At 70.4% G+C, this 25117-nt stretch carries 24 protein-coding genes; 16 read left to right on the top strand and 8 right to left on the bottom strand.

Annotated features, from left to right (window positions below):
• Nucleotides 1-64 precede the first annotated feature (64 nt).
• Entirely contained in the window at nt 65-2047 is a 1983-nt protein-coding gene (locus tag ACIQPR_RS25725) for a glycoside hydrolase family 127 protein (protein WP_403652420.1), read from the bottom strand.
• Between the two features lie 275 nt (nt 2048-2322).
• On the opposite strand from ACIQPR_RS25725, the gene ACIQPR_RS25730 reads away from it, so the two are divergent.
• On the top strand, nt 2323-3342 hold the full coding sequence (locus ACIQPR_RS25730; RefSeq protein ID WP_403652423.1) for a LacI family DNA-binding transcriptional regulator: 1020 nt from the start codon (nt 2323-2325) through the stop codon (nt 3340-3342).
• A gap of 494 nt (nt 3343-3836) precedes the next feature.
• Here ACIQPR_RS25730 and ACIQPR_RS25735 read toward each other — a convergent pair whose 3' ends face one another.
• Nucleotides 3837-4919 (bottom strand): sodium-dependent transporter, encoded by a 1083-nt coding sequence (locus tag ACIQPR_RS25735; protein ID WP_403652426.1) that lies wholly within the window; start codon nt 4917-4919, stop codon nt 3837-3839.
• A 169-nt stretch (nt 4920-5088) separates the two neighbouring features.
• Between ACIQPR_RS25735 and ACIQPR_RS25740 the strand changes: the two genes are divergently transcribed.
• On the top strand, nt 5089-5928 hold the full coding sequence (locus ACIQPR_RS25740; RefSeq protein WP_403652429.1) for a hypothetical protein: 840 nt from the start codon (nt 5089-5091) through the stop codon (nt 5926-5928).
• A 119-nt stretch (nt 5929-6047) separates the two neighbouring features.
• Here ACIQPR_RS25740 and ACIQPR_RS25745 read toward each other — a convergent pair whose 3' ends face one another.
• The gene (locus ACIQPR_RS25745) at nt 6048-6314 is read right to left on the bottom strand and encodes a GlsB/YeaQ/YmgE family stress response membrane protein (RefSeq protein ID WP_403652432.1); all 267 of its coding nucleotides are present in this window, start codon (nt 6312-6314) and stop codon (nt 6048-6050) included.
• 268 nt (nt 6315-6582) lie between these two features.
• Between ACIQPR_RS25745 and ACIQPR_RS25750 the strand changes: the two genes are divergently transcribed.
• From ACIQPR_RS25750 to ACIQPR_RS25765, 4 genes are all read left to right on the top strand, one after another.
• Nucleotides 6583-6945, top strand: coding sequence for an ArsR/SmtB family transcription factor (locus tag ACIQPR_RS25750; protein WP_403652435.1), 363 nt, complete (start codon nt 6583-6585; stop codon nt 6943-6945).
• On the top strand, nt 6938-9571 hold the full coding sequence (gene mgtA, locus ACIQPR_RS25755) for a magnesium-translocating P-type ATPase (protein WP_403652436.1): 2634 nt from the start codon (nt 6938-6940) through the stop codon (nt 9569-9571). Before ACIQPR_RS25750 ends, mgtA begins: the two co-directional genes overlap by 8 nt.
• A gap of 74 nt (nt 9572-9645) precedes the next feature.
• Nucleotides 9646-9942 (top strand): hypothetical protein, encoded by a 297-nt coding sequence (locus ACIQPR_RS25760; protein ID WP_403652439.1) that lies wholly within the window; start codon nt 9646-9648, stop codon nt 9940-9942.
• A gap of 125 nt (nt 9943-10067) precedes the next feature.
• The gene (locus ACIQPR_RS25765) at nt 10068-11774 is read left to right on the top strand and encodes an LCP family protein (RefSeq protein WP_403652441.1); all 1707 of its coding nucleotides are present in this window, start codon (nt 10068-10070) and stop codon (nt 11772-11774) included.
• A 40-nt stretch (nt 11775-11814) separates the two neighbouring features.
• Here the strand turns inward: ACIQPR_RS25765 and ACIQPR_RS25770 are convergent, their stop codons facing one another.
• The 3 genes from ACIQPR_RS25770 to ACIQPR_RS25780 form a co-directional block, all read right to left on the bottom strand.
• Nucleotides 11815-12348, bottom strand: coding sequence for a TerD family protein (locus ACIQPR_RS25770; protein ID WP_403652444.1), 534 nt, complete (start codon nt 12346-12348; stop codon nt 11815-11817).
• Between the two features lie 84 nt (nt 12349-12432).
• Nucleotides 12433-12663, bottom strand: a complete 231-nt coding sequence (locus tag ACIQPR_RS25775; protein ID WP_403652447.1) for a hypothetical protein — start codon at nt 12661-12663, stop codon at nt 12433-12435.
• Nucleotides 12664-12731: 68 nt separating this feature from the next.
• Nucleotides 12732-13178, bottom strand: a complete 447-nt coding sequence (locus ACIQPR_RS25780; RefSeq protein ID WP_403652450.1) for a sec-independent translocase — start codon at nt 13176-13178, stop codon at nt 12732-12734.
• A gap of 161 nt (nt 13179-13339) precedes the next feature.
• Here ACIQPR_RS25780 and ACIQPR_RS25785 point away from each other — a divergent pair, with 161 nt between their 5' ends.
• The 4 genes from ACIQPR_RS25785 to ACIQPR_RS25800 all read left to right on the top strand — a co-directional run bounded on the left by ACIQPR_RS25785 (nt 13340) and on the right by ACIQPR_RS25800 (nt 16861).
• On the top strand, nt 13340-13915 hold the full coding sequence (locus tag ACIQPR_RS25785; RefSeq protein WP_403652453.1) for a TerD family protein: 576 nt from the start codon (nt 13340-13342) through the stop codon (nt 13913-13915).
• Nucleotides 13916-14231: 316 nt separating this feature from the next.
• Entirely contained in the window at nt 14232-15572 is a 1341-nt protein-coding gene (locus ACIQPR_RS25790; RefSeq protein ID WP_403652456.1) for a hemolysin family protein, read from the top strand.
• Complete coding sequence (locus ACIQPR_RS25795) at nt 15569-16588, top strand: hemolysin family protein (protein WP_403652459.1); 1020 nt, start codon at nt 15569-15571, stop codon at nt 16586-16588. Before ACIQPR_RS25790 ends, ACIQPR_RS25795 begins: the two co-directional genes overlap by 4 nt.
• An 81-nt stretch (nt 16589-16669) precedes the next feature.
• Nucleotides 16670-16861, top strand: a complete 192-nt coding sequence (locus tag ACIQPR_RS25800; protein ID WP_019059607.1) for a hypothetical protein — start codon at nt 16670-16672, stop codon at nt 16859-16861.
• Between the two features lie 37 nt (nt 16862-16898).
• Here ACIQPR_RS25800 and ACIQPR_RS25805 read toward each other — a convergent pair whose 3' ends face one another.
• Both ACIQPR_RS25805 and ACIQPR_RS25810 read right to left on the bottom strand, forming a co-directional pair.
• A complete protein-coding gene (locus tag ACIQPR_RS25805; protein ID WP_403652462.1) occupies nt 16899-17780 on the bottom strand; it encodes a hypothetical protein in 882 nt (293 codons plus the stop codon).
• A 133-nt stretch (nt 17781-17913) separates the two neighbouring features.
• On the bottom strand, nt 17914-18366 hold the full coding sequence (locus tag ACIQPR_RS25810) for a hypothetical protein (RefSeq protein WP_403652465.1): 453 nt from the start codon (nt 18364-18366) through the stop codon (nt 17914-17916).
• 507 nt (nt 18367-18873) lie between these two features.
• Between ACIQPR_RS25810 and ACIQPR_RS25815 the strand changes: the two genes are divergently transcribed.
• The 6 genes from ACIQPR_RS25815 to ACIQPR_RS25840 all read left to right on the top strand — a co-directional run bounded on the left by ACIQPR_RS25815 (nt 18874) and on the right by ACIQPR_RS25840 (nt 25064).
• The gene (locus ACIQPR_RS25815) at nt 18874-19479 is read left to right on the top strand and encodes a LysE family translocator (protein WP_403652706.1); all 606 of its coding nucleotides are present in this window, start codon (nt 18874-18876) and stop codon (nt 19477-19479) included.
• A gap of 45 nt (nt 19480-19524) precedes the next feature.
• Entirely contained in the window at nt 19525-20316 is a 792-nt protein-coding gene (locus ACIQPR_RS25820) for an HAD family hydrolase (RefSeq protein WP_403652468.1), read from the top strand.
• 583 nt (nt 20317-20899) lie between these two features.
• Entirely contained in the window at nt 20900-22129 is a 1230-nt protein-coding gene (locus ACIQPR_RS25825) for a cytochrome P450 (protein ID WP_403652471.1), read from the top strand.
• The gene (locus ACIQPR_RS25830) at nt 22126-22320 is read left to right on the top strand and encodes a ferredoxin (protein ID WP_403652474.1); all 195 of its coding nucleotides are present in this window, start codon (nt 22126-22128) and stop codon (nt 22318-22320) included. Before ACIQPR_RS25825 ends, ACIQPR_RS25830 begins: the two co-directional genes overlap by 4 nt.
• A gap of 180 nt (nt 22321-22500) precedes the next feature.
• Nucleotides 22501-24000 (top strand): NAD(P)/FAD-dependent oxidoreductase, encoded by a 1500-nt coding sequence (locus tag ACIQPR_RS25835; RefSeq protein ID WP_403652477.1) that lies wholly within the window; start codon nt 22501-22503, stop codon nt 23998-24000.
• A 26-nt stretch (nt 24001-24026) separates the two neighbouring features.
• Nucleotides 24027-25064, top strand: coding sequence for an aminotransferase class I/II-fold pyridoxal phosphate-dependent enzyme (locus ACIQPR_RS25840; protein ID WP_403652480.1), 1038 nt, complete (start codon nt 24027-24029; stop codon nt 25062-25064).
• The last annotated feature ends 53 nt before the right edge of the window (nt 25065-25117 follow it).

Below are 25117 nucleotides of genomic sequence, written 5' to 3' on the forward strand. Positions count from 1 at the left end.
GGTGACCTCGTTGTCTTGGGACGACTCGTAGGGACGTAGACGGGGACGGGGGAGGGGCAGGGGTTCAAGAGGTGGGCAGCCAGACGCGCATGGCGCCGTCCTGGCGATTGGCCCACGCGTAGTAGGGGACGGCGGTCAACTCGACCGGGGCGTCGTCCGGTTCGGTCTCCGGCGCCGCGCCGCCGGTCGAGGTGTACGGCCACCAGCCCGCGTCCGGGACGCGGCGCCGCCGGCCGGTGGCCAGCACCGTTGTCACCCCGCCCAGCAGCTCGGGCCGGTGCCGCACCGAGAGCGCGGCGGCGCGGTCCAGGACGATGTCGTCCAGGCCGCCGCCGGGGTTGTCCACCTGTTCCAGGCAGTACACGAGCGGCCCGCGCTCGATCGCCACGCAGCCGCGCACGGCGTCCACGCGGGGGTCGGCCGCGGTCAGGCGCGGCGCGAGGTCGAGTTCGAGCACGACCCGGTCGCCGGGGGCCCAGGTGCGTTCGAGCCGCAGCCAGCCGTCGGCCTCGGGCGCGTCGCTCCGGTCGTACTCCGTGTCCCCGCAGCGCACCCGGTACGCGGCGCACCACTGCGGGACGCGCAGCGACAGCGTCCAGGGGCGGTCGGCCGGGGTGTCGCCGACGGTGAGGCTGATCGCGCCCTGCCACGGGTAGCCGGTCTCGACCTCGACCGAGACCGGGACGCCGTCGAGGTCACCGGTGTACCGCCCGCCCGCGTACTGGTGGATCTGGAGGCCGCCCGCGTCGCTGCTGGCGAGGTAGTGCTCCAGCGAGGCCAGCAGCCGCATGGCGTTCGGCGGGCAGCAGGCGCAACGGAACCAGCGGGTGCGGCGGGCCGACTGGTCACCGCCCGGATCGGTGTGGCCGTCGCGGACCTGGAGCGGGTTGACGTAGAGCCAGCGCTCGCCGTCCAGCGACACTCCGGCCAGGAAGCCGTTGTACAGCGTGCGTTCGATCAGGTCGGAGTAGCGCGCCTCGCCGGTGAGCAGCGCCATCCGCCAGCTCCACTGGACCGAGGCGATGGCGGCACAGGTCTCGCAGTACGCGCGCTCGTTCGGCAGTTCGTAGGGGTCGCCGAAGTCCTCCTGGTCGTGGTGCGCGCCGAGCCCGCCGGTGAGGTGGGTCTTGGTGGTGGTCATCGCCCGCCACAACCGCTCGCCCGCCGACCGGAGTTCGGCGTCACCGGTCTCGGTCGCCAGGTCCGCGGCGGCTGCCAGCAGGTACAACTGCCGTACGGCGTGGCCCTCCACGGTGTCCGCCTCGCGCACCGGCACCCGGTCCTGGCAGTACGCCTCGCCGCCCAGCAGACCATGGCCGAACCGGTCGACGAAGTAGCCGGCCAGTTCGAGATAGCGGCGCTCGCCGGTCTCGCGGTACAGCTCCACGAGGGCGGTCTCGACCTCGGGGTGGCCGTCGACGCCGTCGATCTCCTTGCCGCTGCCGGGCGGGCCGAACACGGAGTCGACGTGGTCGGCGAACTTGCGTGCCACGTCCAGGAGTTGGGGGCGACCGGTGGCCCGGTGGTGGGCCACGGCCGCCTGGATGAGATGGCCGGCGCAGTACAGCTCGTGGCCCCAGCGCAGGTCCTTGTAGCGTTCGCCGCCCTTGACCAGCTGGAACCATGTGTTGAGGTAGCCGTCGGGCTGCTGCGCGTCGGCGACCAGGGCGATGATCCGCTCGACGTCCGCCTCCAGTTCGGCCGAGGAGCCCTGGGCCAACTGCCAGGCCGCCGCCTCCAGCCACTTGTAGACGTCCGTGTCGACGAACGGGTACGCGCCCCGGAACTCGCCCTCGGCCGTGCCCGCCGCCAGCCGCAGGTTGTGCAAGTTGCCCGCGGACTCCAGGAGTTGGGGGCCCTGCGGGAGTGAGACGCGGGCGTTCACCTCGCGGCGGGTGCTCCAGAAGCCGGCCCGCAGCCCGACCGCGGCGGGCGTCAGCGCGGCCTTGGCGCCTGGGCCGAGCCGGACCGGGCCGGTGGACGTGACGGCCGGTTCGGCCGGGGCCGGAGTCGAGGCGGAAGGCGCGGCGGGACGAGGGCGGGGCATGGCTCTCCGGAGAGGTAGGCGGGAAGCACGGGTCGGGGACCCGGCGTGCGATGCGCGTCAGGGTGTCGCTGCGGGCGGACGAGGCGTTGCTCCGTCTGTGGAACCCGCTCCGGACTCGCTCAGGAAAACGTTTTTCTGCCCGGAAAGGTAGGAACGGGTTCGCCTGCTCGTCAAGGGCTCGCGCAAACATTTTCTTCGTCGGGTGAGGGGCTGGCCAGCCGTCGCGAACGGTGTCAGGATGCAGCAGACGATGTCATCCAGGAAAAGGGTTGCGTGTGACCGCCGTGCCAAGTCTTCCGCCCACCGGGCGGGCGAAGCTCACCGATGTGGCCAGACTGGCCGGTGTCAGTGTCGGGACGGCCTCGAAGGCGCTGAACGGCAGCGGCAGCATGCGCCCGGAGACCCGGCAGCGGGTCCTGGACGCCGTCGAAGAGCTCGACTTCCGGCCCAATCAGCAGGCGCAGAGCCTGCACACCGGCCGCAGCTGGACCGTGGGGCTGATGACGACGGACGGCATCGGCCGCTTCAGCACGCCCGTCCTGCTCGGGGCCGAGGACGCGCTCGGCGCGGGCAAGATCTCCGTGCTGCTGTGCGACACACGCGGCGACGCCATCCGCGAGCAGCACCACCTGAGCAATCTCATGGGCCGCCGGGTGGACGGCATCATCGTCACCGGCAGACGGACCGACCCGCGCCCGCCGCTGAAGGGCGTCGAACCCATTCCGACGGTCTACGCCCTCTCGCCCTCAACCGACCCCGACGACATCTCCGTCGTGTCCGACGACCGCAGCGGGGCCCAGCTGGCGATCGAGCACCTGCTGGCCACCGGCCGGACCCGGATCGCGCACATCACCGGCCCCGCCCACCACGCGGCGGCCCGCGACCGCGCCGAGCACACCCTCGAACTGCTCGACCGGTCGGGCTTGGAACTCGCCACCGGCCGGGTCCACTTCGGGGAGTGGAGCGAGGCATGGGGCCGCCGCGCAGCCCAGGCGGTCCTGCGCACGGCACCGGACACCGACGCCTTCTTCTGCGGCAACGACCAGATCGCCAGAGGTGTCGCCGACGCCCTGCGCGAGAACGGCCTGGACGTCCCCGGCCAGGTCGCGATCGTGGGCTACGACAACTGGGACGTCATGGCACTCGCCTCCCGGCCGCCGCTCACCACGATCGACACGGACCTCTCCGAGATCGGCCGACGGGCCGCCCTCCTGCTCCTGGACGCCATCGGCGCCAAGCTGGCGCCCGGTCTGCACAGCGTTCCCTGCCGCCTCGTCGTGCGTGAATCCACCTGAACCGCCGGGCGGGTCGGTGCTGCGCCGTCGTACGGGCGGCGCCCTCCCGGTCGTGACCGTGGCCTGAAGGGTGTGACGGCCTTTCGACCACCGTCGAAAGGGTTTCTCCCCGTTGGCCCGGAGCGGATAGTGACGCGAGTGGCGCGACCGGGCCCGAGCCGGGGTGAAGACCGCTCGGCGGGCAGGGCCCGCGTGCTTGAAGGGACAGGTTGACCGAATCGTTCCCTGCAAGGACATTCCGCGAGAGCGGCTGCCGGCCCTCCGATCCCCGCGCCGACGATCGCCGTCCGTACCGTGTTCCGCACCACGAGACGCCCTCCGTTCCCCCGTTGCGGCCGACGCTAGGCGATCCCGTGTCCCGGGCACCTGGGTACGGCGTCCCTTGCCTGTCCCGTGCGGAGGGTGGAGGTGGAGCGGTTGAGGTGGGGGCGGTAGCGGTGGCGGAGGGCTGGGAGCCGACCGCTCTCAGATCCGCTTCCCTCTCACGCAATGCCTCAAGGCCGCGACGGCAGCGGGGACGGCGCACCCCCGTGCCGCAGCCTGGCGACCACCCGGTTGGCGGCCGTCTTCTGGAGCAACCCGTAGGCGAGCACCGGCAGCAGCAGATGGGGCTTGTCGGGCAGCGAGGTAGTGATCAGTACCGCGCTCGCGCTGCTGTTGTTCATGCCGCAGGCCAGCGTCAGCGACGAGGCCACCGGCGCGTCCAGTCGCAGGACGCGGGCGGCCAGTCGGCCGAGGACGAAGGACAGCACGCACACCAGGGCGGCCACCGCGAGGGCGGCGGTGAACAGCAGCGGGCGCGGTCGGGCCAGGAAGGAGCCGAGGGCGCCGCTGGCGTTGACGTAGGTCAGGAGCAGTGAGCCGATCAGGGCCGCGGGCACCACGGCCCGCAGGAGACGGCCGTGCCACGACGGCGGCAGCACGAGCGCGCACAACAGACCAGCGGCGCACGGCAGGACGACGGCGGAGAGGGTGAATCCGCTGTGCGCGGAGCCGCTCGTGCCGGCGAGCGCCCGTGCGTAGCCGCCGCTGAGCAGCGGCGCCAGAGCCGCCAGCAGGAGGGGCGTGGTGAGCGGACTGAGCAGGGTGGAGCCGAGGACGAGCCCGACCATGGTCGGCTGGTCCCCCTCGCCCTTGGCCGTCCATACGGTGGCACCGGCGGCCACCGGCATCGCCACGATCAGGATCATCGCGGTGAGCAGTCCGCTGCCGCCGTCCGAGTCGGGGGTGCCGCGCAGCAGTAAGGCGACGAACGGCACGACGAGCAGTGGGATCGCCAGATGCAGTGCGAGCCCGGCCAGCATGGCCTTGGGGCGCCGCAGCACACGGCCGAGCGCGCGCACCGGCACCTGGAGCCCGGCCGAGAGAAGCACCAGGGACAGCAGGAACGACGAGGTGCGCAGGGTCAGTTGGGCCGATCCGCCCAGCGGGACGGTGTGCGGGCGGCGCAGCCACAGGCCCACCCCCGGCAGGAGCAGAGCGGCGGCGTACGAGACGAGGACGGCGCGGCCGAGCCGGCGGCGCAGCCAGTTCGTGGCACGGTCGACGGGCGATGGGGAAGGGGTCGGAGCATTCACGGCGGTCTACTTCCGTCACGAGGGCAGGGGCGGGAGCGGAGCGCCGATATGTGCGGGTGGGACGGCTGGATGTGCATGAGGGCATCCTTGTCGGCCGGTACGGGTGGGAGAGGTGATCAGCACGCGTAGTCAGGATGCGTTCAGGTGACCGCTGGCAGGGTCACGCCCCATGACCTACGAACTGTCCGAAACACCTGAAGCCGCGCCGGAAGCCGAGGGCCCCGGCCGGCGCTCCCACCGCATCCGCCTCAACAAGGTTCCCGAGATCACCCTCTACTTCTGGGTGATCAAGGTGCTGTGCACCACGGTCGGCGAGACCGCGGCCGACCTGCTCAACGAGAAGGCGGGGCTCGGCCTGACCGGTGTCTCCGTGCTGATGAGCGCGCTGCTCGCGGTCGTGCTGGTGGTCCAGTTCCGTACGACCGCCTACCGCGCGGGCGTGTACTGGACGGCCGTCGCCCTGATCAGCGTCGTCGGCACCCTGATCAGCGACAACCTGACCGACAACATGGGCGTACCGCTGGAGACGACCACCACGGTGTTCGGCATCGTCCTCGCCGTCGTCTTCGTCGTCTGGTACCGGCGCGAGCGGACCCTCTCCATCCACAGCATCGACACCACCAGCCGCGAGTCCTTCTACTGGCTGGCCGTGCTGTTCACCTTCGCCCTCGGTACGGCCGCCGGTGACCTGGTCTCCGAGCGCATGAACCTCGGCTACTGGCTCTCGGCCGTCCTGTTCGCCCTGGCCATCGCAGCCGTCGGCATCGCCCACTTCGCCCTCGGCCTGGACGCCGTGTGGAGCTTCTGGATCGCCTACGTCCTCACCCGCCCGCTGGGCGCCTCGATCGGCGACTACCTCTCCCAGCCGACCGGCGACGGCGGCCTGGGCCTCGGCACCGTCGTCACGAGCGGTCTCTTCCTGGCGGTCATCCTCGGCCTGGTGGTGTTCCTGACGGTGACCCGCAAGGACGTCATCGACAGCGAGCCCGCCGGGGGACGGGCGGCCTGAGCGGCGCGGGAGGCGTGCGGGACGCGCTCAGGCGAGCTGCTCCACAGGGGGTTGTCCCCTCGGACAGGTCGACGCCGGTCGCCCCGAACACATCCCGCGCGTCAGTCCGGTCGGTCCCGTCAGTCCCGGGAGTTGCCGAACAGCAGCCGGTAGGCGATGAGCAGGATCAGTGAGCCGCCGATCGCCGCACCCCACGTGTACAGGTCGAAGAAGTGGTTCTCCACCGGGCGGTCGAGGAAGCGCGCGGAGGCCCAGCCGCCGACGAAGGCGCCCGCGATGCCGATGAGGGTGGTGCCGATCAGGCCACCCGGGTCGCGGCCGGGCAGCAGGATCTTGGCTATGGCTCCGGCGAGCAGGCCGAGGACGATCCAGCTGATGATGCCCACAGTGAGGTCCTTCCGGGGGAGTGGGAGTTGCTTGTTTGCGCAAGTCTAAGGATGTGCCGACCCGCGGACGAGGGCTCGAGCCGGGATGCGACCTGCTCGTCGAGGTTCTGTCACTTGATTAAGACATTGCGCAAGTCTGGAACCATGGAGGTACGCAACGGCGACCCGGCCATGAGCGGGGACGTGTCGGTGGGCACCGCTTCGCCCCTACACTGGGTGGGCGCGTGAGTATCGGCTGTGATGTGGGCACGACGGGAGAGGGCGGACTGTGGCGGAAAAGGTCGGTGGCTACGGGGATCCGTCCGTCGAGGTGCTGGTGGAGGCGGCCGAGGCGTTCGGCCTGCTCGCCTCGGCGGCCCGGCTGCACATCATGTGGGCCTTGTCCCAGGGGGAATGCGATGTCACGCACCTCGCCGACCGTGTGGGCGGCGCACTGCCGGCGGTCAGCCAGCACCTGTCGAAGCTGAAGCTCGCCGGTCTCGTCCGCTCCCGCCGTGAGGGCCGGCGACAGGTCTACTACGTCGACGATCCCGACATCGTGACGGTCGTGCGGGTGATGGTCGGCCAGCTGACCGCGCGCTCGCATCAGGCCCTCGCACCGGTGCACCGGCTGCACGGGGCCGGTGGCTGAGACCACTGCGGCCTCGGGACGGGACGCCGAGTCCTCTTCTCCCGTGGGGGGTTCCCGACCCGCTTCGGACCTTGCCGCGCCGACGGTCCTGGAGGTGCTCCGCCGACTGGACACCGGTCCGCGGGGGCTGACGGAGGCGCAGGCCGGGGAGCGGCAGGCGCGCTTCGGGCCCAACGTCCTGCCGGCCCACCGGGCGGACTCCTGGCCGAGAGCGCTGTTGCGCAGTCTGCGCGATCCCTTCACCGCCGTACTCCTGTGCCTCGGCCTGGTCTCGGCGGCCGTCGCCTCCTGGGGCACCGCCTCGGTGATCCTGCTTCTGGTCGCGGTGAGCTGTGTGCTCCGCGCGTCCGGGGAGCATCGGGCGGACCGCTCCATGGCCGGGCTGCGCGATCTGGTCGCCAGCACGGCGACCGTCGTGCGCCGCACCGACGACGACCTGCCGCCGGACGTCCGGGAGATCCCGGTCGGCGAGCTGGTGCCCGGTGACGTGATCCGGCTCGGCCCCGGCGACCTGGTTCCGGCCGACGTACGGTTGCTGCGGGCGCAGGCGCTGACCGTGCATCAGGCCGGGCTCACGGGCGAATCGGTGCCCGTGCCCAAGGACGCCGCCGACGCGGCCGAGGGCCACGGCTTCGACCGGCCGCAGCTCTGCTTCCAGGGCAGCAGTGTCGCGTCCGGCAGCGCCACCGCCGTGGTCCTGGCGACCGGCGCGCGGACGCGCTTCGCCGCCGCCCAGGGCCGGGCGGACAGCTCGCGCGCGGACAGCGCCTTCGACCGCTCCGTGCACGGCATCTCCTGGATCCTCATTCGGTTCATGCTGCTGACCCCGCCGCTGGTCCTCATGGCCAACGCGGCCCTGCGCGACCGCGGCCTGGAGACCCTGCCGTTCGCCGTCGCGGTGGCGGTCGGGCTGACCCCGGAGATGCTGCCGGTCATCGTCACCACGTGTCTGGCGCGCGCCGCCGCGCTGCTGGCCCGCACCCACGGGGTGATCGTCAAGCGGCTGCCCGCGCTGCACGACCTTGGTGCGGTGGACGTGCTGTGCCTGGACAAGACCGGCACCCTGACCCAGGACCGCCCCGTCCTCGACCGCGCCCTCGGGCCCGACGGGCGGGACGACCCCGAGGTGCTGCGCTGGGCCGCGGTGAACGCCTGGTGGACCCTCCAACTCGCCGATCTCCCCACACCGGACGCCCTCGACGAAGCGGTCCTGGACGCCGTCGACGAGGACGACCTCATGGCCTACGACGGCCTGGCCGCGCTCCCCTTCGATCCGGTACGGCGACTCGCCACCGCCGTGGTCCGCACACCCGGCCGGCTGGGCACGCACACCCTGGTGACCAAGGGCGCCGCCGAGGCCGTACTGGAGCGGTGTGCCCTGGAGGACGAGCGGCGCGCGGAACTGCTCGCGCGCGCCGCACGGCTCGCGGACGACGGTGTGCGCGTCCTCGCGGTCGCCGTCGCCGAACGCCCCGCCCGCACCCGCGACTACACACCGGCCGACGAACGCGGCCTGTCCTTCAAGGGGTTCGTCACCTTCGGCGACGCCCTCGCGGCCACCGCCGCCGAAGCGCTGAAGGCCCTCACCGACCGGGGTGTCGGCGTGAAGATCCTCACCGGCGACCACCCCGGCACGGCCGCCCGCGCCTGCCGCGACCTCGGCATCCCGCTCGCCGCCGACGAGGTCCGCACCGCCGACCGCGTCGACGACCTCACCGACACCGAACTCCGGGCCCTCGCCCGCCGTACGACGGTCTTCGCCCGCTGCACCCCCGACCACAAGGCGCGGATCACCCAGGCGCTACGGGCCTCGGGGCACACCGTCGGCTACCTGGGCGACGGCGTCAACGACCTGCCCGCCCTGCGCACCGCCGACGTCGGCATCGCTCCGCGCGAGGCCGTGGCCGTCGCCCGGGAGAGCGCGGACGTGGTGCTCGCCGAGAAGGACCTCACCGCGATCGGCCACAGCATCGCGGCGGGACGGTACGCGGGCGGCAACATCGCCGCGTATCTGCGCATCACGCTCTCCTCGAACCTCGGCAACGTCATCGCGATGCTCGGCGCCGGCCTCCTCCTGCCCTTCCTGCCGATGCTCCCGGCCCAGGTCCTCGCGCAGAACCTGTGCTTCGACGTGGCCCAACTCGCCTTCGCCTACGACCGTCCGCACCCGTCCGTCCTGCGCCGGCCGATCCTGTTGCGGCCCCGCGACCTGCTGCGCTTCATCGTCGGCCTGGGCCTGCTCAACGCGGTCGCCGACCTGGCCACCTTCGGCGTCCTCGCGCTCGCGCTGCGCGGGCTGGGGGCGGGGGACGACGAAGCGGCCTTCCACTCCGGATGGTTCACCGAGAACCTGATCACCCAGGCCCTGGTGATGCTGCTCCTCCGCTTCGGGCGACGGCGGGCCGAAGGCCACCGGCCGGGCCCGGTCGCGCGGGCCGCGGTGGTCCTGGCCGTCATCGGAGTGCTGTTGCCGCTCTCGCCGCTGGGACCGCTGCTCGGCCTGACCGCGCTGCCGATCGAGTACTACCTCCTGCTCACCGCCGTCCTCGCGCTCTACACCGCCGGACTCCTCGCGGCCCGAGCACGCTACGAGCGCCGTCGCGAGACCGGCGCCGACGGGCGCTGAGCCCCGCCTGAGTTGCCGCATTGCGCAATACTTGAAGTGATCGGGTGGAGGCCCGGTTTCGGGGGAGGGACGCGATGTCGCGCGGGGACATGCAGCGAGTGCGTGAGGCGAATCTGCGGCTGGGCGCCGCCCTGGCCGAAGTGGAGGGGCTCTATACGGCACTGTTACGGGCGGGCTCGTCGCGGCGACGGGAGCGCCTGAGAAGGGAGTTGGCGCGCGCCGCCGACCGACTCGCCGTCCTGGCGGAGACGCCGGTGCCCGAGGCGCTCTCGGCGAGGGGCGGACCGCGGGGCTCGCGTCGGCAGCGGAGACGGGCGCTGGCCGAGCGCGGTGCCTCGTGGATCATCGCCCGGTACGGACGGAGTGGGTAGCGGGCCCGCGGGTTCCATGAGATCGCTCACCTGTGAAATGCGGCGGGATCTGTGCAGCGCAGAGCAATTACTTGCTAGATTGCGCAATCGAGCAAGTGATGTCGACCGTTTCGCGGGAGTGGAAGATGAGCGACCCCTGGGACGGCCCGGTCGGGCAGGCGACGCGCAGCCGTGACGCCCGGGTGTCCGGACAGCGTCGGGCCGGGCCGGAGGGCGCGCGTCCGCCGGGCGGCCGGGCCGCGAGCCGGGCGGCATCCGGTGAGAGCGGCGGCACGCGGTCGCGGCGCCGTCCGCAGGCGGTGCGGCGCGGCAGGCGCATCCTGAAGATCGCCGCGCTCTGCCTGTCCGTCATGATCCTCGCCACCGCCGGTGCCGGCTGGTGGTTCTACCAGCACCTGAACGGCAACATCAACAGCCTCTCGCTCGACGGCAAGGGCGGCACCGAGAAGGCCGACGCCTTCGGCCGTACGCCGATCAACATCCTGGTCATGGGATCCGACGGCCGGACCAGCGCGGCCGACTGCGAGCTGGGCGGCGGCTGCTCGCACACCGGCGTGCAGTCCGGCAACGGCAACGCGGACGTGGAGATGGTGGTGCACATCTCCGCCGACCGCTCCAACGCCACCGTCATGAGCATTCCCCGGGACACCATGACGGACATCCCGGCCTGCAAGGACCCCGAGAGCGGCCGGTCGACCCCCGGCTACTACGGGCAGATCAACAGCGCGCTCCAGTACGGCCCGACATGCCAGGTGTCCACGGTGCACCAGCTCACCGGCATCACCATCGACCACTTCGTCAAACTCGACTTCGCCGGTGTGGTGAAGATGTCCGACGCGGTCGGCGGGGTCTCGGTCTGCGTCAGCGACAACGTCTACGACACCTACTCGCACCTGAAGCTCTCCAAGGGCACGCACACCCTGAAAGGCGAGGCGGCGCTGGAGTTCGTGCGCTCGCGGCACGGCTTCGGTGACGGCAGCGACCTCGGCCGTACCGTCTCCCAGCATCTGTTCCTGAGCGCGATGATCCGCAAGTTCAAGAGCGCCGGCACCCTCACCAACCCCTCGGCGGTCTACAACCTGGCCGACGCGGCGACCAAGGCGCTGACCGTCGACGACGGCCTGGGCAGTGTCAGCAAGCTGATCGGCCTGGCGACCGACCTGAACAAGGTCCCCGCCAAACGGATCACCTTCGCCACGATGCAGACCAGCCCCGACCCGAGCAACAACAACCGGGTCGTCGTGGGCGCGGGGGCCAAGGCCCTCTTCGCCACGATCGCGGGCGACCAGTCCCTGACCACCGGTTCCGGCAAGAAGTCCACGGCGGCATCCGCGACCGCCACCGCCTCGGCGGTGCCCGCCTCGCGGATCGCCGTGACGGTGGAGAACGGCACCGGCATCACCGGCCGCGCCTCCACGATCGCCGCGGCCCTGACCGACCAGGGCTTCAGCCCGGCCACCACCACGGGCAACGCCCCGAGTTCGGCGACCACGACGACGCTCACCTACGGCGCGGGTCAGGAGGCCGAAGCGCGGACCGTGGCCAAGGCGCTGGGCCTGTCCTCGGCACACCTCAGGGAGGGCACCGGCACCGGCCTGACCCTGGTGATCGGTGGCGACTGGCCCAGCGGCACCACCTACTCCGCGGGCACCGCCGCGCCGGCCCCCGCCGACACGAAGGCCGCCACGTCCAACGCCAACGCCTCCACCGCCGACGAGTCGACAACGTGCGCCAAGGTCAGCCCGTACAAGACGGTCAGCCTCGACGGAGTCGCCATGACCCCGGCGCAGGCGTACGCCGCCGCGAGCGGCAGGCCCGATTCCGACGAGTGAGGCGGTGCCGGGGACTCCTCGGCGCGGCGCCCCTGCGGGTTCAGGGGCGCCGCGTGCCGCCCATCTCCGCGGTGAAGAGCGCGGGATCGCTGTCGGACCCCTGGATCATCGGATGGAACCCCCATGCGCCGGAAGCGTCCCTGCTGAACTCCGCGACCGTCGTGGCACTTGATCCGGCGACCTGCGTGAAGTCGTCCTCCAGCAGCTCCCGGTACCCCTCGACGACCAGCACTCCCGCGTTCGACAGGTCGCCGAAGGTCTTGGGGCCGCTTTCCTGGTGGATGGCCACTCCCACGACCACTCGTGCGAAAGAGGACGCCAGGCGATCGAGCTCCAGGACCATCACCTCCACATAACCGAAACCCAGGCCGGTCTCGCTGTGCCGGGGCATGTTGATGGTGCCGTCCGGTGAGCGGCTGTCGTGGTGGACGACGTAGACCGGCCGCCCGTAGGGGGCGTCCACGGAGTAGGTCGTGGCGATGAGGTCGAGATGGTGGGGCGGTCGGCTCCAGGGACTCGGGTCCCATTTGAGCTTCACCTCGATCTTCCCGAGCTCTTTGCTGGCGCTGTTCACCGGCTGCTGTCCCTCCTGGATCGACCGACAATGCGATGGAAAGAGCGAGGCCAAGGCGACGAAGGGCGAGCACGCCCGAGTCCGTCAGGGGCTCGCCGCGTCGAAGCCGTAGCGCAGAGGCGCGGTCGTCACGGCGTGGTCGCGGCGGTAGAGGTACACGGCCTCGACGCGCGCGCCGTCCTCCACTCCGTCCGAGGGGCAGGGGTACGTCACCTGGATCAGTCGCGGCCGGTCGGCGACGCGCGTCCGTACTCCGTGCGCGGGACCTCCGTCCAGCACCGCGGTCTCCCAGTTCGTCGTGCTGCTGTTTTCCACGCCGTCAGTTTAAAGGTTGCGCAAGTGTGTGATCTTCGTGAAGTGGATCACGTGTCGCGCGGGACGGCTCAGGTGGCGTCGGGGTCGAAGGCGGAGCGGGCGGAGGCCTCGGGGCGGTCGGTCTTCGCGAGTGTCACCGGGGGTGCCGCCGTCCGTGGGTCCGTGTCGTCCGCGACCTCCCGTACCGCGTCGGCCACCTCGGCCAGCTCCTTCCGCGGGTCCAGGGCGCCGCGGATGTCGTCCAGGCCCAGGTCGCGGCCGATGCCGTCGCCGTCCCCGTCCAGGACGTGCTTGCGCACGAACGTCTTCGGGTGCAGGTCCTCGAACTCGAAGTCCTTGAACTCCGGCCCCAGTTCGGAGCGGATCTCCTCTTTGGCGCTGTCGGAGAACGCCCGTACCTTGCGGATGAACTCCGCCGCGTTCTGGATGATCTCCGGCAGCTTGTCCGGGCCGAAGAGGAGCACGGCCAGGATCGCCAGTGTGACCAGCTCCGGCAGTCCTACGTCCGGGAACATGCGCCGCTCCTCGTGGTCCGTCCTGCCCGACTCGCTGTCGCCGGGGCGAGGTCCGTCCTGATGCTGTCACTTTAGCTGTTGCGCAAGTGTGGGAACCGTCGAGGTAGGCTCCGCGTTGGAATCCATGAGTACGGACGGCGCGCGGTCGGGAGGAATGAGCGGTGGGAGTTTCGCTGGGCAAGGGCGGCAACGTGTCGCTGAGCAAGGAAGTGCCGGGGCTGAGCGCGGTGTTGATCGGCCTGGGCTGGGATGTGCGCACCACGACGGGAGCGGACTACGACCTGGACGCCTCCGCGCTGCTGCTGAACGCGTCCGGCAAGGTCGTCTCCGACCAGCACTTCGTGTTCTACAACAACCTGCGCAGCCCGGACGGCTCGGTCGAGCACACCGGTGACAACCTCACCGGTGAGGGCGAGGGCGACGACGAGTCCATCAAGGTCGACCTCGGCGCCGTACCCGCCGAGATCGACAAGATCGTGTTCCCGGTCTCCATCCACGACGCGGACGCGCGCGGGCAGAGCTTCGGGCAGGTCCGCAACGCGTTCATCCGGGTGGTGAACCAGGCGAACAACGGGGAGATCGCCCGCTACGACCTCTCCGAGGACGCCTCGTCCGAGACGGCGATGGTCTTCGGCGAGCTGTACCGGCACGGCGGCGAGTGGAAGTTCCGCGCGGTGGGGCAGGGGTACGCGTCCGGGCTGGCCGGTATCGCGTCCGACTTCGGCGTCAACGTCTGACGCGACGGAGGGTTCCCGTCGCCCGCCCGGCTGCACCGCCTTCTCGCGTCCGACCTCGTACCTCGCCGGCCCCTCGTGAGCTGAGGGAAACGAAAAGGCGCGCGGACCGGCTGACGGACATACGCGCGGAGCAGCGGACGGACATGCGGGCGGAACCCGGACGTGTCCACAATCGTTCCACTGGTCCGACCGCCACCACCATCCCCTTCTGAGGAGCACCGACCTTGTCCGCCAGATCGACGGACCCCTCGGGGCACAGTCCCCGGCCATCCCGCCACGGCAAGCGTGAGTACGGCACACGGCGGGGTGGTGTTCGATGAGTGCCGCGACCGCAGCCCTGGGCTTGCTGGCCGTGTTCGTGCTGACCGCGGGCACCGGCTACTTCGTCGCCCAGGAATTCGCCTACGTCTCCGCCAGCCGCCTCGCCCTCGCGCGGGAGGCCGAGGCCGGGGACAAGAAGGCCGCCCGCGCGCTCAAGGTGCTGGAGCGGCTGTCGTTCATGCTGTCCGGCGCGCAGCTCGGCATCACCGTGACCGGTCTGGTCGTCGGCTTCATCGCCGAGCCGAGCGTGTCGGCGCTCCTCAAACCGGCCATGTCCGGACTCGGCCTGCCCGACGCGGCCGTCAGCGTGATCTCCGTCGTCCTCGCCTTCGTCGGTGCCACGGTGGTGCAGATGGTGCTGGGCGAGCTGGCCCCGAAGAACCTCGCCATCGCCGTCCCGGAACGCCTGGCCAAGGCGCTGGCACCCTCCACCCTCGCCTATCTCAAGGTCGTCGGCCCGGTCGTCCGCGTCTTCGACGGCGCGGCGAACCGCCTGCTGCGCAAGGTCGGCATCGAACCCGTCGAGGAACTGCACCACGGCGCCACCCTGGAGGAACTCGGCCACCTCATCGGCGAGTCCCACGAGCAGGGCGAGCTGCCCAAGGGCACCGCCGAACTCCTCGACCACGCCCTGGAGTTCTCCGAGCGCACGCTCGACGAGGTGATGGTGCCCCGCGCGGACGCCGTCTTCGTGCGCAAGGACGCGAGCGCGGCGGAGGCGGTCGACCTCATCGCCAAGCACGGCCACTCCAACTACCCCGTCCTCGGCGACCACCCCGACGACGTCACCGGAGTCCTGGGCGTGCGCGAGCTGATGAGGCTCCCCGCCGACCGCCTCACGGTCACGACCGCCGGCGCCCTCGCCCGGCGCCCCCTGCTGCTGCCCGACACCCTGCCCCTGCCGGACGCGGTCGAGCAGATGCGCAGGCAGGACGACGAGTACGCCGTCGTCCTCGACGAACACGGCGGGGTCGCGGGCATCGTCACCTACGAGGACATCGCCGAGGAACTGGTCGGCGACATCGCGGACGAGTCCGACACCGTCACCGAACTCGCCGTCGCCGACAAGGACGGCTGGCTGGTGGACGCCGGCCGCCGTCTGGACGAGGTCGCCGAGGCCACCGGTATCGAGCTGCCCGAGGAGGACGACTACGACACCGTGGCCGGACTGATCGTGGACCGCCTCGGCCGCTTCCCGGCCATCGGCGACCGGCTCACCGTCGAGCTGTCCGGCGGTGACCGCGCGGTGATCGAGGTACGCACCCTGGACCGGCACGTACCGGAACGCGTCCGGATCGAGCAGCGGACCGCTGCGCAGGCGGAGGAGCAGGCATGAGTTTCCCGATGGCGCTCTTCGTCACCGTCCTGCTGCTGATCGGCAGCGGCTTCTTCGTGGCGGCCGAGTTCGCCCTCGTCGCCGCCAAGAGGCACCGCATGGAGAAGGCGGCGGCCGAGGGACAGCGTGGCGCGAAGGCGGCCCTGGCGGGCATGCGCGAGCTGTCCCTCATGCTGGCCGGTGCCCAACTCGGCATCACCATCTGCACTTTGGGCCTCGGCTCGGTCTCCAAGCCCGCGATCTCGCACGAACTCGACCCGCTGCTGCACACGTTGGGCCTGCCGAGCGGACTGAGCTACGGCGTCTCCTTCGCCGTGGCGATGGTGGTCGTCGTGTTCCTGCACATGGTGGTCGGCGAGATGGCCCCCAAGTCCTGGGCCATCGCCCACCCCGAGCGCTCCGCGATGCTCCTCTCCCCGCCCTTCCGCGCGGTGGTGAAGGCCGCCCGCCCCCTGCTGACGGTCCTCAACCAGGTGAGCAACGTGCTGGTACGGCTGTGCCGGGTCACCCCGCGCGACGAGCTGGCCGAGGTCCACAACCGCGAGCAACTCACCCACCTCGTCGAGGAGTCCAAGCGCCTCGGCCTGATCAGCGAGACCGACTCTGAGCTGCTCACCAGCTCACTCACCGAACCGCAGAACCCGGTCGGTGCCCTCCAGGTACCCGCCGGTGAGATCAACTCGGTGCCCGCGGACGCCGACGCGGACGAGATCCTCGCCCTGGCGGCCGAGCACGACCGCAGCCGCCTGCTGGTGCGCGACGGCACCCGCATCGTCGGTTCCGTCCATGCCCGCGACGCGCTCATCGCCCGTACCCGAGGGCGCGCGGTCAGGGCCCGGGACCTGGCCCGGCCGATCCCGGAACTGACCGAACAGGACACGATCGGCCACGCCATCGAGCAACTCCGCCAGCGCAGGGCGTCCCTCGCGGTGGTCCGTGACGCCGCCGGTGAACTCACCGGCATGGTCACCCTCGACGACCTGCTCGCCCGCTTCCTGCACCCCCAGACGGCATAGCGACCGCCCGGACACCCACCGCCCGCGGCGGTTCACTACGCTCCCTGTGTGAACAACATACGGTGCACCCAATGCGGTGCGGTGGGACTGGAACCGGGCTTCGTCGAGGACTCCGGACAGGGCGCTCGCGGGTTCGCGCGATGGATCGCGGGCCCGCTCCAGCGAGGCCCGCTCGGCAACGCCAAGAGGATGGGCCGACCGCGCTGGCAGATCGACGCCTACCGCTGCCCCACCTGCGCACACCTGGAACTGTTCGCCGCCCAGCCCGACTAGCGGCACACCGGGCCGGGCAGACGGCCGTCTCGTCGTCCTACTTCCCGGCCTTCAGCACCTTGCGTGCGGTGTTCTCCCGGCGGAGCTGGAGCGCGTCCCACTGGGAGAGCAGGCTCGCATGCCGGTCGAGCCAGTTCTGCTGCGCCGCTTCGAGCCTGCCGTAGGCGGTGGTCAGGTAGCCCGTGTCCTCCTTGCACCGCACATCGGCCCGGGTGAGCGGGTTCCGGGCGGGGTCGGTGCCTCGGGGGAGGCCGTACAGCAGGGTGACGGGGTCCTTCTGGTCGTAGCCCGCTGTGCGCATGCACTGTCGCCACCGCTCGGTCGCGGCGCGGAACCGGGGGTCCTGCGCGAGTTGTTGCCGTGCCGCCTGTTCGCCGTCGCCGAGTTGGACCCTGAGCTGGAGCCAGCGCAGGCGGTCGGCGCCGAGCAGCCGTATCTCGGCTTCGGCCAGGCAGCCGTCCGCCGGGCGGGAGACGCGGATGGTGGTGCCCTTCGCGGAGATCCGCTTGGCGGGATCACCGAAGAGCGCGCGGGTGAAGGCCGGGGACGGGGACTCCTCGGCGGGTGCCGGGGAGGAGGAGGCGGGCTGGGGCGGGGTGAGCGACTCCAGGCCGAAGGGGGCGGGCTGGGCCTCGGCGGTGCCGGTCGCCCCGGCCACCTGCACCGGACGGTAGGTGAAACCCTGCCGGGCCATGCAGTCGATGGCGAGCTGCCGTTGGGCCTCGGCGACCTGGATCTCCGCGGTGCTCTGCTCGTAGAGGAGGCCGAAGAACGGAAGGCGTTCGGCCAGTCCGGCGAGGCTGGGATCGGATCGCCCGGGCGGGGCCGATGCGGTCCGCGAGGTGAGTGCCCAGGCCGTCACTCCCGCCACGAGCAGCAGGACGAGGACCGCCGCGCCGATCGCGCGCTTGGGGAACATGCGCATCAGCGTGATCGCCCCCCGCCGCTTCGCGGGTCCGGCTCCCTGGGCGGTGATCGGAACATGGTCAGGTCCCTCCTCCCGGCCGGGGGTGACGGGCGGTGCCCCGTCACCCCCTTGCCCGCTGTCCCGATCAGTAGCAGGGAGTGGACGTCGTCCCGGTGAGCTGGAGCGAACTCGCCAGGTTCGACTGGCCGCTGGGCAGGTACTGGACGTAACTGCCGGGGTTCACACAGAACAGGAACGTGTTGTAGTTGATGTTCAGGTAGTAGTGGCTCTCGTATCCGCCGGTGGAGGAATTGCTGGCGGACTCGGAGTTGTCGTTCACGTTCTGGCCGTAGCCGGCCCCGCTGCTGACTTCGTTGAAGGTGTCGTTGGTGAAGTTGGCGTCGCTGTTGAAGTACGAGTGCCTCGCCGAGGTGAGGCTGCTCCAGAAGAGGCAGTGGTAGCCGGCGGCGCAGTCCGGGCCCGCCGAGGCGGGTGCGGCGAAGACGGTCATGCCGGTGGCGGCCGCGGCCAACAGGCCGACGACCGTACCGACCTTCCTGCGCGTACGTGTTCTCCTGGTGCTGTTCGCTGATGTCACGGAATGTCCCTCCAGTCCGTGAGCCCTGTGCGAGGGCAGAAAACGGCACAGCACTCATGCGCCATGCGCACATCAGGCTGGTGCAGCCCCTTGACGCCATCGAGCGTCTTTCCGGCCATCCCGGACATGGATCAGCCCGGTGACGGAAAGGGCTCGCTCGCGTCCGACGGGCCGGGCGCAAGCGGAGGCCCGGGTTCGCCGACCACGCGCGGCGGTAGCGGCTGGCGGGAACACACGGCAACGGAATGGCAGTGCGCAACAGGAACAGCGCGAGACGACCGGGCCATCACCGCAACGTGTCGCAAATCCACCGCATCGGAATCCCCGCGCGGCGGACGGCAGTCGGGGCCGTCGGCGCGCAGCTCCAGAGTTCTCCTTGCCTACGGCCGTTCGACCCCGAGAGCCCCATCGCTGCCCGATTCCGGGCAGAAAAGTAGAAGTTGAGGCGTGCACTGCCTAGGGTCGTCGTCCGTGATCACCATAACTGGCTTGTGGACCTTCTCTTTGATGGTCGGACTGCTCACCGTCACGCCCGGACTGGACACCGCGCTCATCCTGCGCACCGCCGGACTCGGCCACCGCCGTCGCGCCTGGGGCGTGGTCCTGGGCATCCAGTGCGGCACGCTGGCCTGGGGCGTGCTCACCTCGCTCGGCGTGACCGCGCTCCTGACCGCCTCCCACCTCGCCTACGAGGTACTCCGCTGGGCCGGCGCCGCCTACCTCATGTGGATGGGCGGCCGGATGCTGTGGGCCTCCTGGCGCCGCCCGGCGCACGAGCAGCCGGAGGCGGACAGCGGCGGGCCGCGCACCGACGACACCGCGCTCGGCGGCTGGCGGCAGGGAATCGTCACCAACCTCCTCAACCCGAAGATGGGCGCCTTCTACGTCGCGGTCCTCCCGCAGTTCATCCCCGCCGGTGCCCCTCATCTCGCAACAGGCGTACTCCTGACCGGAGTTCACATCCTGCTGGCGCTCCTCTGGTCCTGCGCGCTGATCGGTTTCGCACACGTGCTCCGAGGTCGCCTGCAACGACCCTCCGTGCGCCGCTGCCTGGACCGGGTCACGGGCGCGGCCGTCGCCGTCTTCGGTCTCCGCCTCGCGCTCGGGGACTGAGGACCGCGGGGCCCCGGCGTGACCCTCAAGCGAAAGGAACCGTCCATGCGTCCGCTCCCCCTCACCGCGGAGGCGGTGGTCTTCGACTGCGACGGCCTGCTGGTCGACACCGAGGTCTGCTGGAGTCGCGCGGAGGCGGCCGTCTTCGCGGCGCACGGCCACGACTTCGGGCCCGAGCAGAAGGCGCTGGTCATCGGTCGCAGCGTGCGGGACGCGGCAGCGGCCATGGCCGACTGCTTCGGGCGGCCGGGAGCGGGTGCCGAACTCGCCGGCCAACTCCTCGATGGCGTCCGCGCGGAACTGGCCCGGGGCGTCGAAGTCCGCCCCGGGGCAGCCGAGTTGGTACGCGCCTGTCGGGCGGCCGTACCGGTGGCCGTCGCCAGCAACAGTCCCCGCGAACTGCTCGACACGGCACTGCGATCGGCCGGTCTCGCCGACTGCTTCCCTCATTCGTTCGCCGCGGACGAGGTACGTTCCCCGAAGCCCGCGCCCGACCTCTACCTCACCGCGTGCGAGGCGCTCGGCGCCGATCCGGAACGGTCGGTCGCCTTCGAGGACTCGGCCACCGGTATCTCGGCGGCACGCGCCGCGGGGCTGTACGTCGCGGTCGTGCCGTCCCTTCCGGGCGCAGACCTCGACCACGACTGGCTGGGCACCACGCTGGCCGCGCCCGAACTGCGGCACTGGGCAACGCACTTGACCGCGCGGACGTCACTCGATCCGAGGTCGCTCGATCCAACGGGCCGCGGCCTCGTAGGTGGTGTCCGGGGTGCTGTTGAACGCGATGGCCGCAGCGGGTGCGTACCGCCGGATCAGGTTGACCACCAGCTCAAGTAGCTCGACCTGGTCGTCCGAGTGGCGCAGACCGCCGCCTACGGTGACGCACTCCCACGGACGGGCTCGCAGCGCGTTCCCTACGACCGCTTCGATGTCGTCGCTTCCGTCGAGACCGAACAGGCAGCTCTGCACACCCACACCGTGTTCGGCGAACCTGCGCAGCCCCGCCTCGATCGCCTTGGCGACCGGCTCCGGGTCCCAGGGTCCGGGCACCCGATACGGATCGAACCCGATGACGAGGACGCGGGGCGGGGGAGTGGTGTCCATGTCCGGACCATACGCGTCGATCGGCGAACCCGTCTCCTTGCGTGGCACGTACCGACAGAAAATCGCGCACTGGCTGACAAGTATCAGGGTGAATGGCCTGGCACCATTCATGGAGCAGACGCGAGTTGGTCTTTCGAAGAGCTGCGACCGGACCGTCGGAATCAACCGGCCCGTACAACTCGCGTCCGGGATCACTTCCCGTGTGGCATCACGCGCCGGGTCGGTGAAATACCTCATGGAGTCCAAGGGCCCCCGGTCGCCTGCCGCCGCTTGATTTCTCTCCATTCCATTCGCATTCATAGGAAGGGGAACGCGCGTGACCGAAGAGAGTGTTACTCCGTTCACTCCGCACGATGCGGGTCATGTGGCCGATCCCGACGACGCCCTCGAAGCCGCGCGGCGCGAATGCCCGGTCAGCCGGGTCAGCGACGTTCTGTTTGTGGTGGCCTCTGACACGGATGTCCGTGCGATGTTCAGGGACAGTGCGGCTTTCTCGAACAGGGGGAACTTCACGATCGGTCGCGAAGACCGGGATCACGCGTTTCCCGGTATCACGAACCTCGACCCGCCGGTGCACACGGAACTTCGGTCGCGGCTCCTGAGGAGCATGGCTCCCAAAAAGCTGCGAGCACTCGGTCCGCACGTCGCTCGTGTCATAGCGAGGGCGCTGGACGGGCTGCCGCCCTCCGGCGAAGTGGACCTCCACAGGGACTACATCGCGCACATCCCGTCCGCCGTGACCTACTCCATGATCGGCCTGCCCGAGGAGTACTGGGCCGAGGTCGAGGTCCTGGCGGACGCGCTGGTCGAGGCGGTTCCCGCGCCCGAGACGAGCATGCCGGAGTACGACAGGCTGATGGAACTGATGGGCCGGGTGGTACGCGATCGGCGCGAGCACCCCGAGGACCGCCGGGACGACGTCCTGGACAACCTCTGTTTCGCCGCTCTGGGAGAGCGCGAGATGGCGGACCTTGAGGTCGTCATGCACCTCAGGCAGCTCTTCGCCGCCGCGACGGACACGACCCGTGCGTTGATCGCGAACTGCGTCTACCGGCTCCTGGAGCGTGGCGACTGGGCACGCGTCGTCGCCGATCGGTCGCTGCTCAGGAACGCCATAGAGGAGTCTCTGCGGTTCGACTCGCCGGCGCAGTTCATGACGCGGTCCGTGGTGCGGGACACCGTCGTCGGTGAGTGTCCGGTGGCCGCGGGCCACAAGGCCTACCTCAGCATCCAGTCGGCCAACCACGACGAGGCCGCCTGGGGATCGACGGCCCGTCAGTTCGACATCACCCGACAGGTCGCCGTGCAGCATGTCGCCTTCGGCCGCGGAATTCACAGTTGTCTCGGAGCGCCGCTGGCCCGCATGGAGGCGTATATGGCGATCGACGCCCTCATGGATCACTATCCGCTGATGGCCGCCGGCCACCGAGCGACCTGGGAGAAGTGCGGCGGCCTCCTGCTGAGGCGCCCGAAAGAAGTATGGGCCCAACTCGTGGGAGACATACCGGCAGTGGTCGGCACTGTCGCCGGACAGGTGGCCGAATGAAGCGGATCGTATGGGACCGCGCCCGATGCGAAGGGCACGGAATGTGTGAAGTCGCGGCACCTGCCCACTTCGAGCTCGATGACGAAGACCGGCTGGTGGTACTGGAGCCCCAGGTCGGCACCGATGATGAATCGCGGGTCCGGGAAGCTGTTCGAAGTTGCCCGGTCGGTGCGCTACGACTCGACGTATAAGTCGTAACCGCGGACAGAGCCCGTCGACTCCGGTGACGTGGCGCGTACGGACAGAAAATCGCGCACTGGATGACAAGTATCAAGAAAAACAACCTGGCACGATACACGGAGCAGCCGCGAGCCGGTCTTTGAAATACCCCAGTTTGATTCTGTCGTTCCACCACTTCTGGGAGATGCCTTATGGCCGTTCGAAACAGCATGGATATCGCCGTCGTGGGGAATGGCGTACTCGGACTGTCGATCGCCGTCGAAATCGCGCGCCGGGCACCGAAGCTCGAAGTCGCGGTGATCGGCCCTCCGGAACGCCCCCTCGCCGCGTCCGTGGCGGCCGGCGCCATGCTGAACTGCTTCGGCGAGGTGACGAAGTACACCCATCAACACCCCGCCGCCGAAGCCAAATTCACCATCGCTCGCCAGGCACTCGACGAGTGGCCCGCATGGCTGGACCGACTCTGCGACGACATCGGAGACGACGCCGCCGCCCTGCGCGCCTCGCGGACCGAGGGCACGTTCGTCCTGCTCAGCGGCAGGTCGGGGCATCTCGCCCAGGAGAACTTCCACGCCATGCGCGCGGCGCTCATCAAGTACGACGAGCCGCACGAGCCGGTCGACCCCCAGGACATCGAGGGGCTGGACCCCAGCCCCACCGCACGCCCCTCGCACGCCGTGCACCTGCCCCGCGAAGGCGCCGTCGACGCACGGGCCGTCGTCACCGCGCTGGAGGCAGCGGCAGGCCGCCACGGCGTCCACCTCGTCCCCGCCGCGGTGCGGGGACTCCTGGCCGACGCCGACACGGTCGCCGGCGTGCGGCTCGCCGACGGCAGCACCCTCAGCGCCGGCACCGTCATCCTCGCGGCCGGAAGCACGAGCAGCGCCCTCGCCGACAGCGTCCTGCCGCCCGGCGAGACCCCGCCCATGCTGCACGGCAACGGTCTGTCACTCGTCACCCGGCGCACGGCCCCCCACCGCGCCCGTGAGGTACTGCGCACACCCATCCGCGCCGGATCGTGCGGACTCCACCTCGTGCCCCTGGCCGGAGCGGACGAGCAGTACATCGGCGCCAACAACATGGTCACTCTCCGTCCGGCACACGGGCCCGGGGTCGGCGACGGCCACGCGTTCCTGCGCCAGATATGCGAGCACCTCGACCAGCGGATCGCGTCCTCGCAGGTCACCCAATGGCTGCACGGAGCACGCCCGATGCCCCTGGACTGCTTCCCCCTGATCGGTGAGAGCAGCCTCCGCGGGCTCCACTTCGCCACCGGAACCTACCGGGACGGATTCCACTGCTCACCGGTCATCGCCCGACACGTCACCGACACCGTCCTGGACCGGCCCGCCACCGACCCGAACTTCGACTGGTTCACCCCGAAGCGCCTGCCGATCCAGACCATGACCGTCGAGGAGGCCATCGCGGAATTCGCCTCGCACGAAGTGGATGCCGCCTACGAATACGGCCTGACCCTCCCGTTCTGGCTCGACAGCGAAACGGTCGCCCAGCACTCGAAGCAACGGGCCCGGCGCGTTCACGAAGAGCTCGACGAACTCGTCGCGCTGCCTCCGGACAACCTCATGGCGCTCCAGGGCCTCACCCCCGCGGAAGGCCTGGCCGATCTGCGCCGCTACCTCCACGCGGCGCACGCCTACCACCAGAAATCCGCACAGACCGCGACGGTTTGAACCCTCCCCGCAAAGGTGTCGGTGCTGTGCGAGAACGCATTCAGTCCCTGGGCCTGCCGGGCCCTTCAGGGCCGCGCCCCGAAGACTCCGGATTCATCAACCTGCGGTTCAACGAGAATCCTTTCGGCGGACCGTACCTTCGCTACCCCGACCACTCACCGGATTTCCTCGCTCCCGTCTATCTGAGCGCGCTGGACATCCTCGATCCGGCCACCGAAGGCGGCGGACGCCACGCCTCACCGGCGGACGTGGTGATCACCCGTGGTGCCACGGAAGCACTTGATCTCACACTGCGGGCACTGTTCGAACCGGGGCGGGACGCCGTGGCGGTCACATGGCCGAGCTTCGGATACTTCGAGCGGCTGGCGACACTGCACGGCGTCGCCCGACATCGTGTGGCACTCGGCGGGGCACGGCACGACCGACTGGACGTCGACCGCCTGCTGTCGCTTCCGGTGAAAGGGATTTTCCTCTGCGACCCCAACAACCCGACCAGCACCTGCCTGGACACCGGCGACCTGGACCGCCTGCTGGATCGCTTCGACGGGTTCGTCATCGTCGACGAGACCTATTCCGAGTTCACCGCCCGGCCGTCCCACCGGCACAAGCTGCACGCCCACCCCAACCTGATCTCGGTGCGGTCGATGTCGAAGGCCCTGGGCATGGCGAATCTACGGCTCGGAGCCTTGTTCGGAGCACCTGACGTCCTCGACGCGATACGCAAAGTACGACCGCCCTTTCCGGTCCCCGGCCCGGTCGCCGAGGCCGCCACGGCGGAATTGACCCGACCCGCACGCCTCGCGTCCAGAATCGCTTCCTGCGTGGCCGAACGCGACCGGCTGGCGAAAAGCCTCATGGACTGTCCTGAGGTGTACGACGTCTTCGCGGACGCCGGATTCGTCACCGTCCGGATCGCCGACCGGGAATCCGTGACGGCGCGCCTGCACCATGCCCGTATCGCCGTGGCGGCCGAGCCGGAAGGCTGGCGCGACCATCTGCGGATCTCCATCGGATCCCCCTCCGAGAACGCGCAGTTGATCGCCGCGCTCCAGCGGAACGCCTGAAGCATCACTCCCCGACCCCCCTCCGCCCCATTCGCGTTCACAGGAAGGTGAAC

The sequence above is a fragment of the Streptomyces sp. NPDC091280 genome (genome assembly GCF_044768565.1).
Classification (GTDB): domain Bacteria; phylum Actinomycetota; class Actinomycetes; order Streptomycetales; family Streptomycetaceae; genus Streptomyces.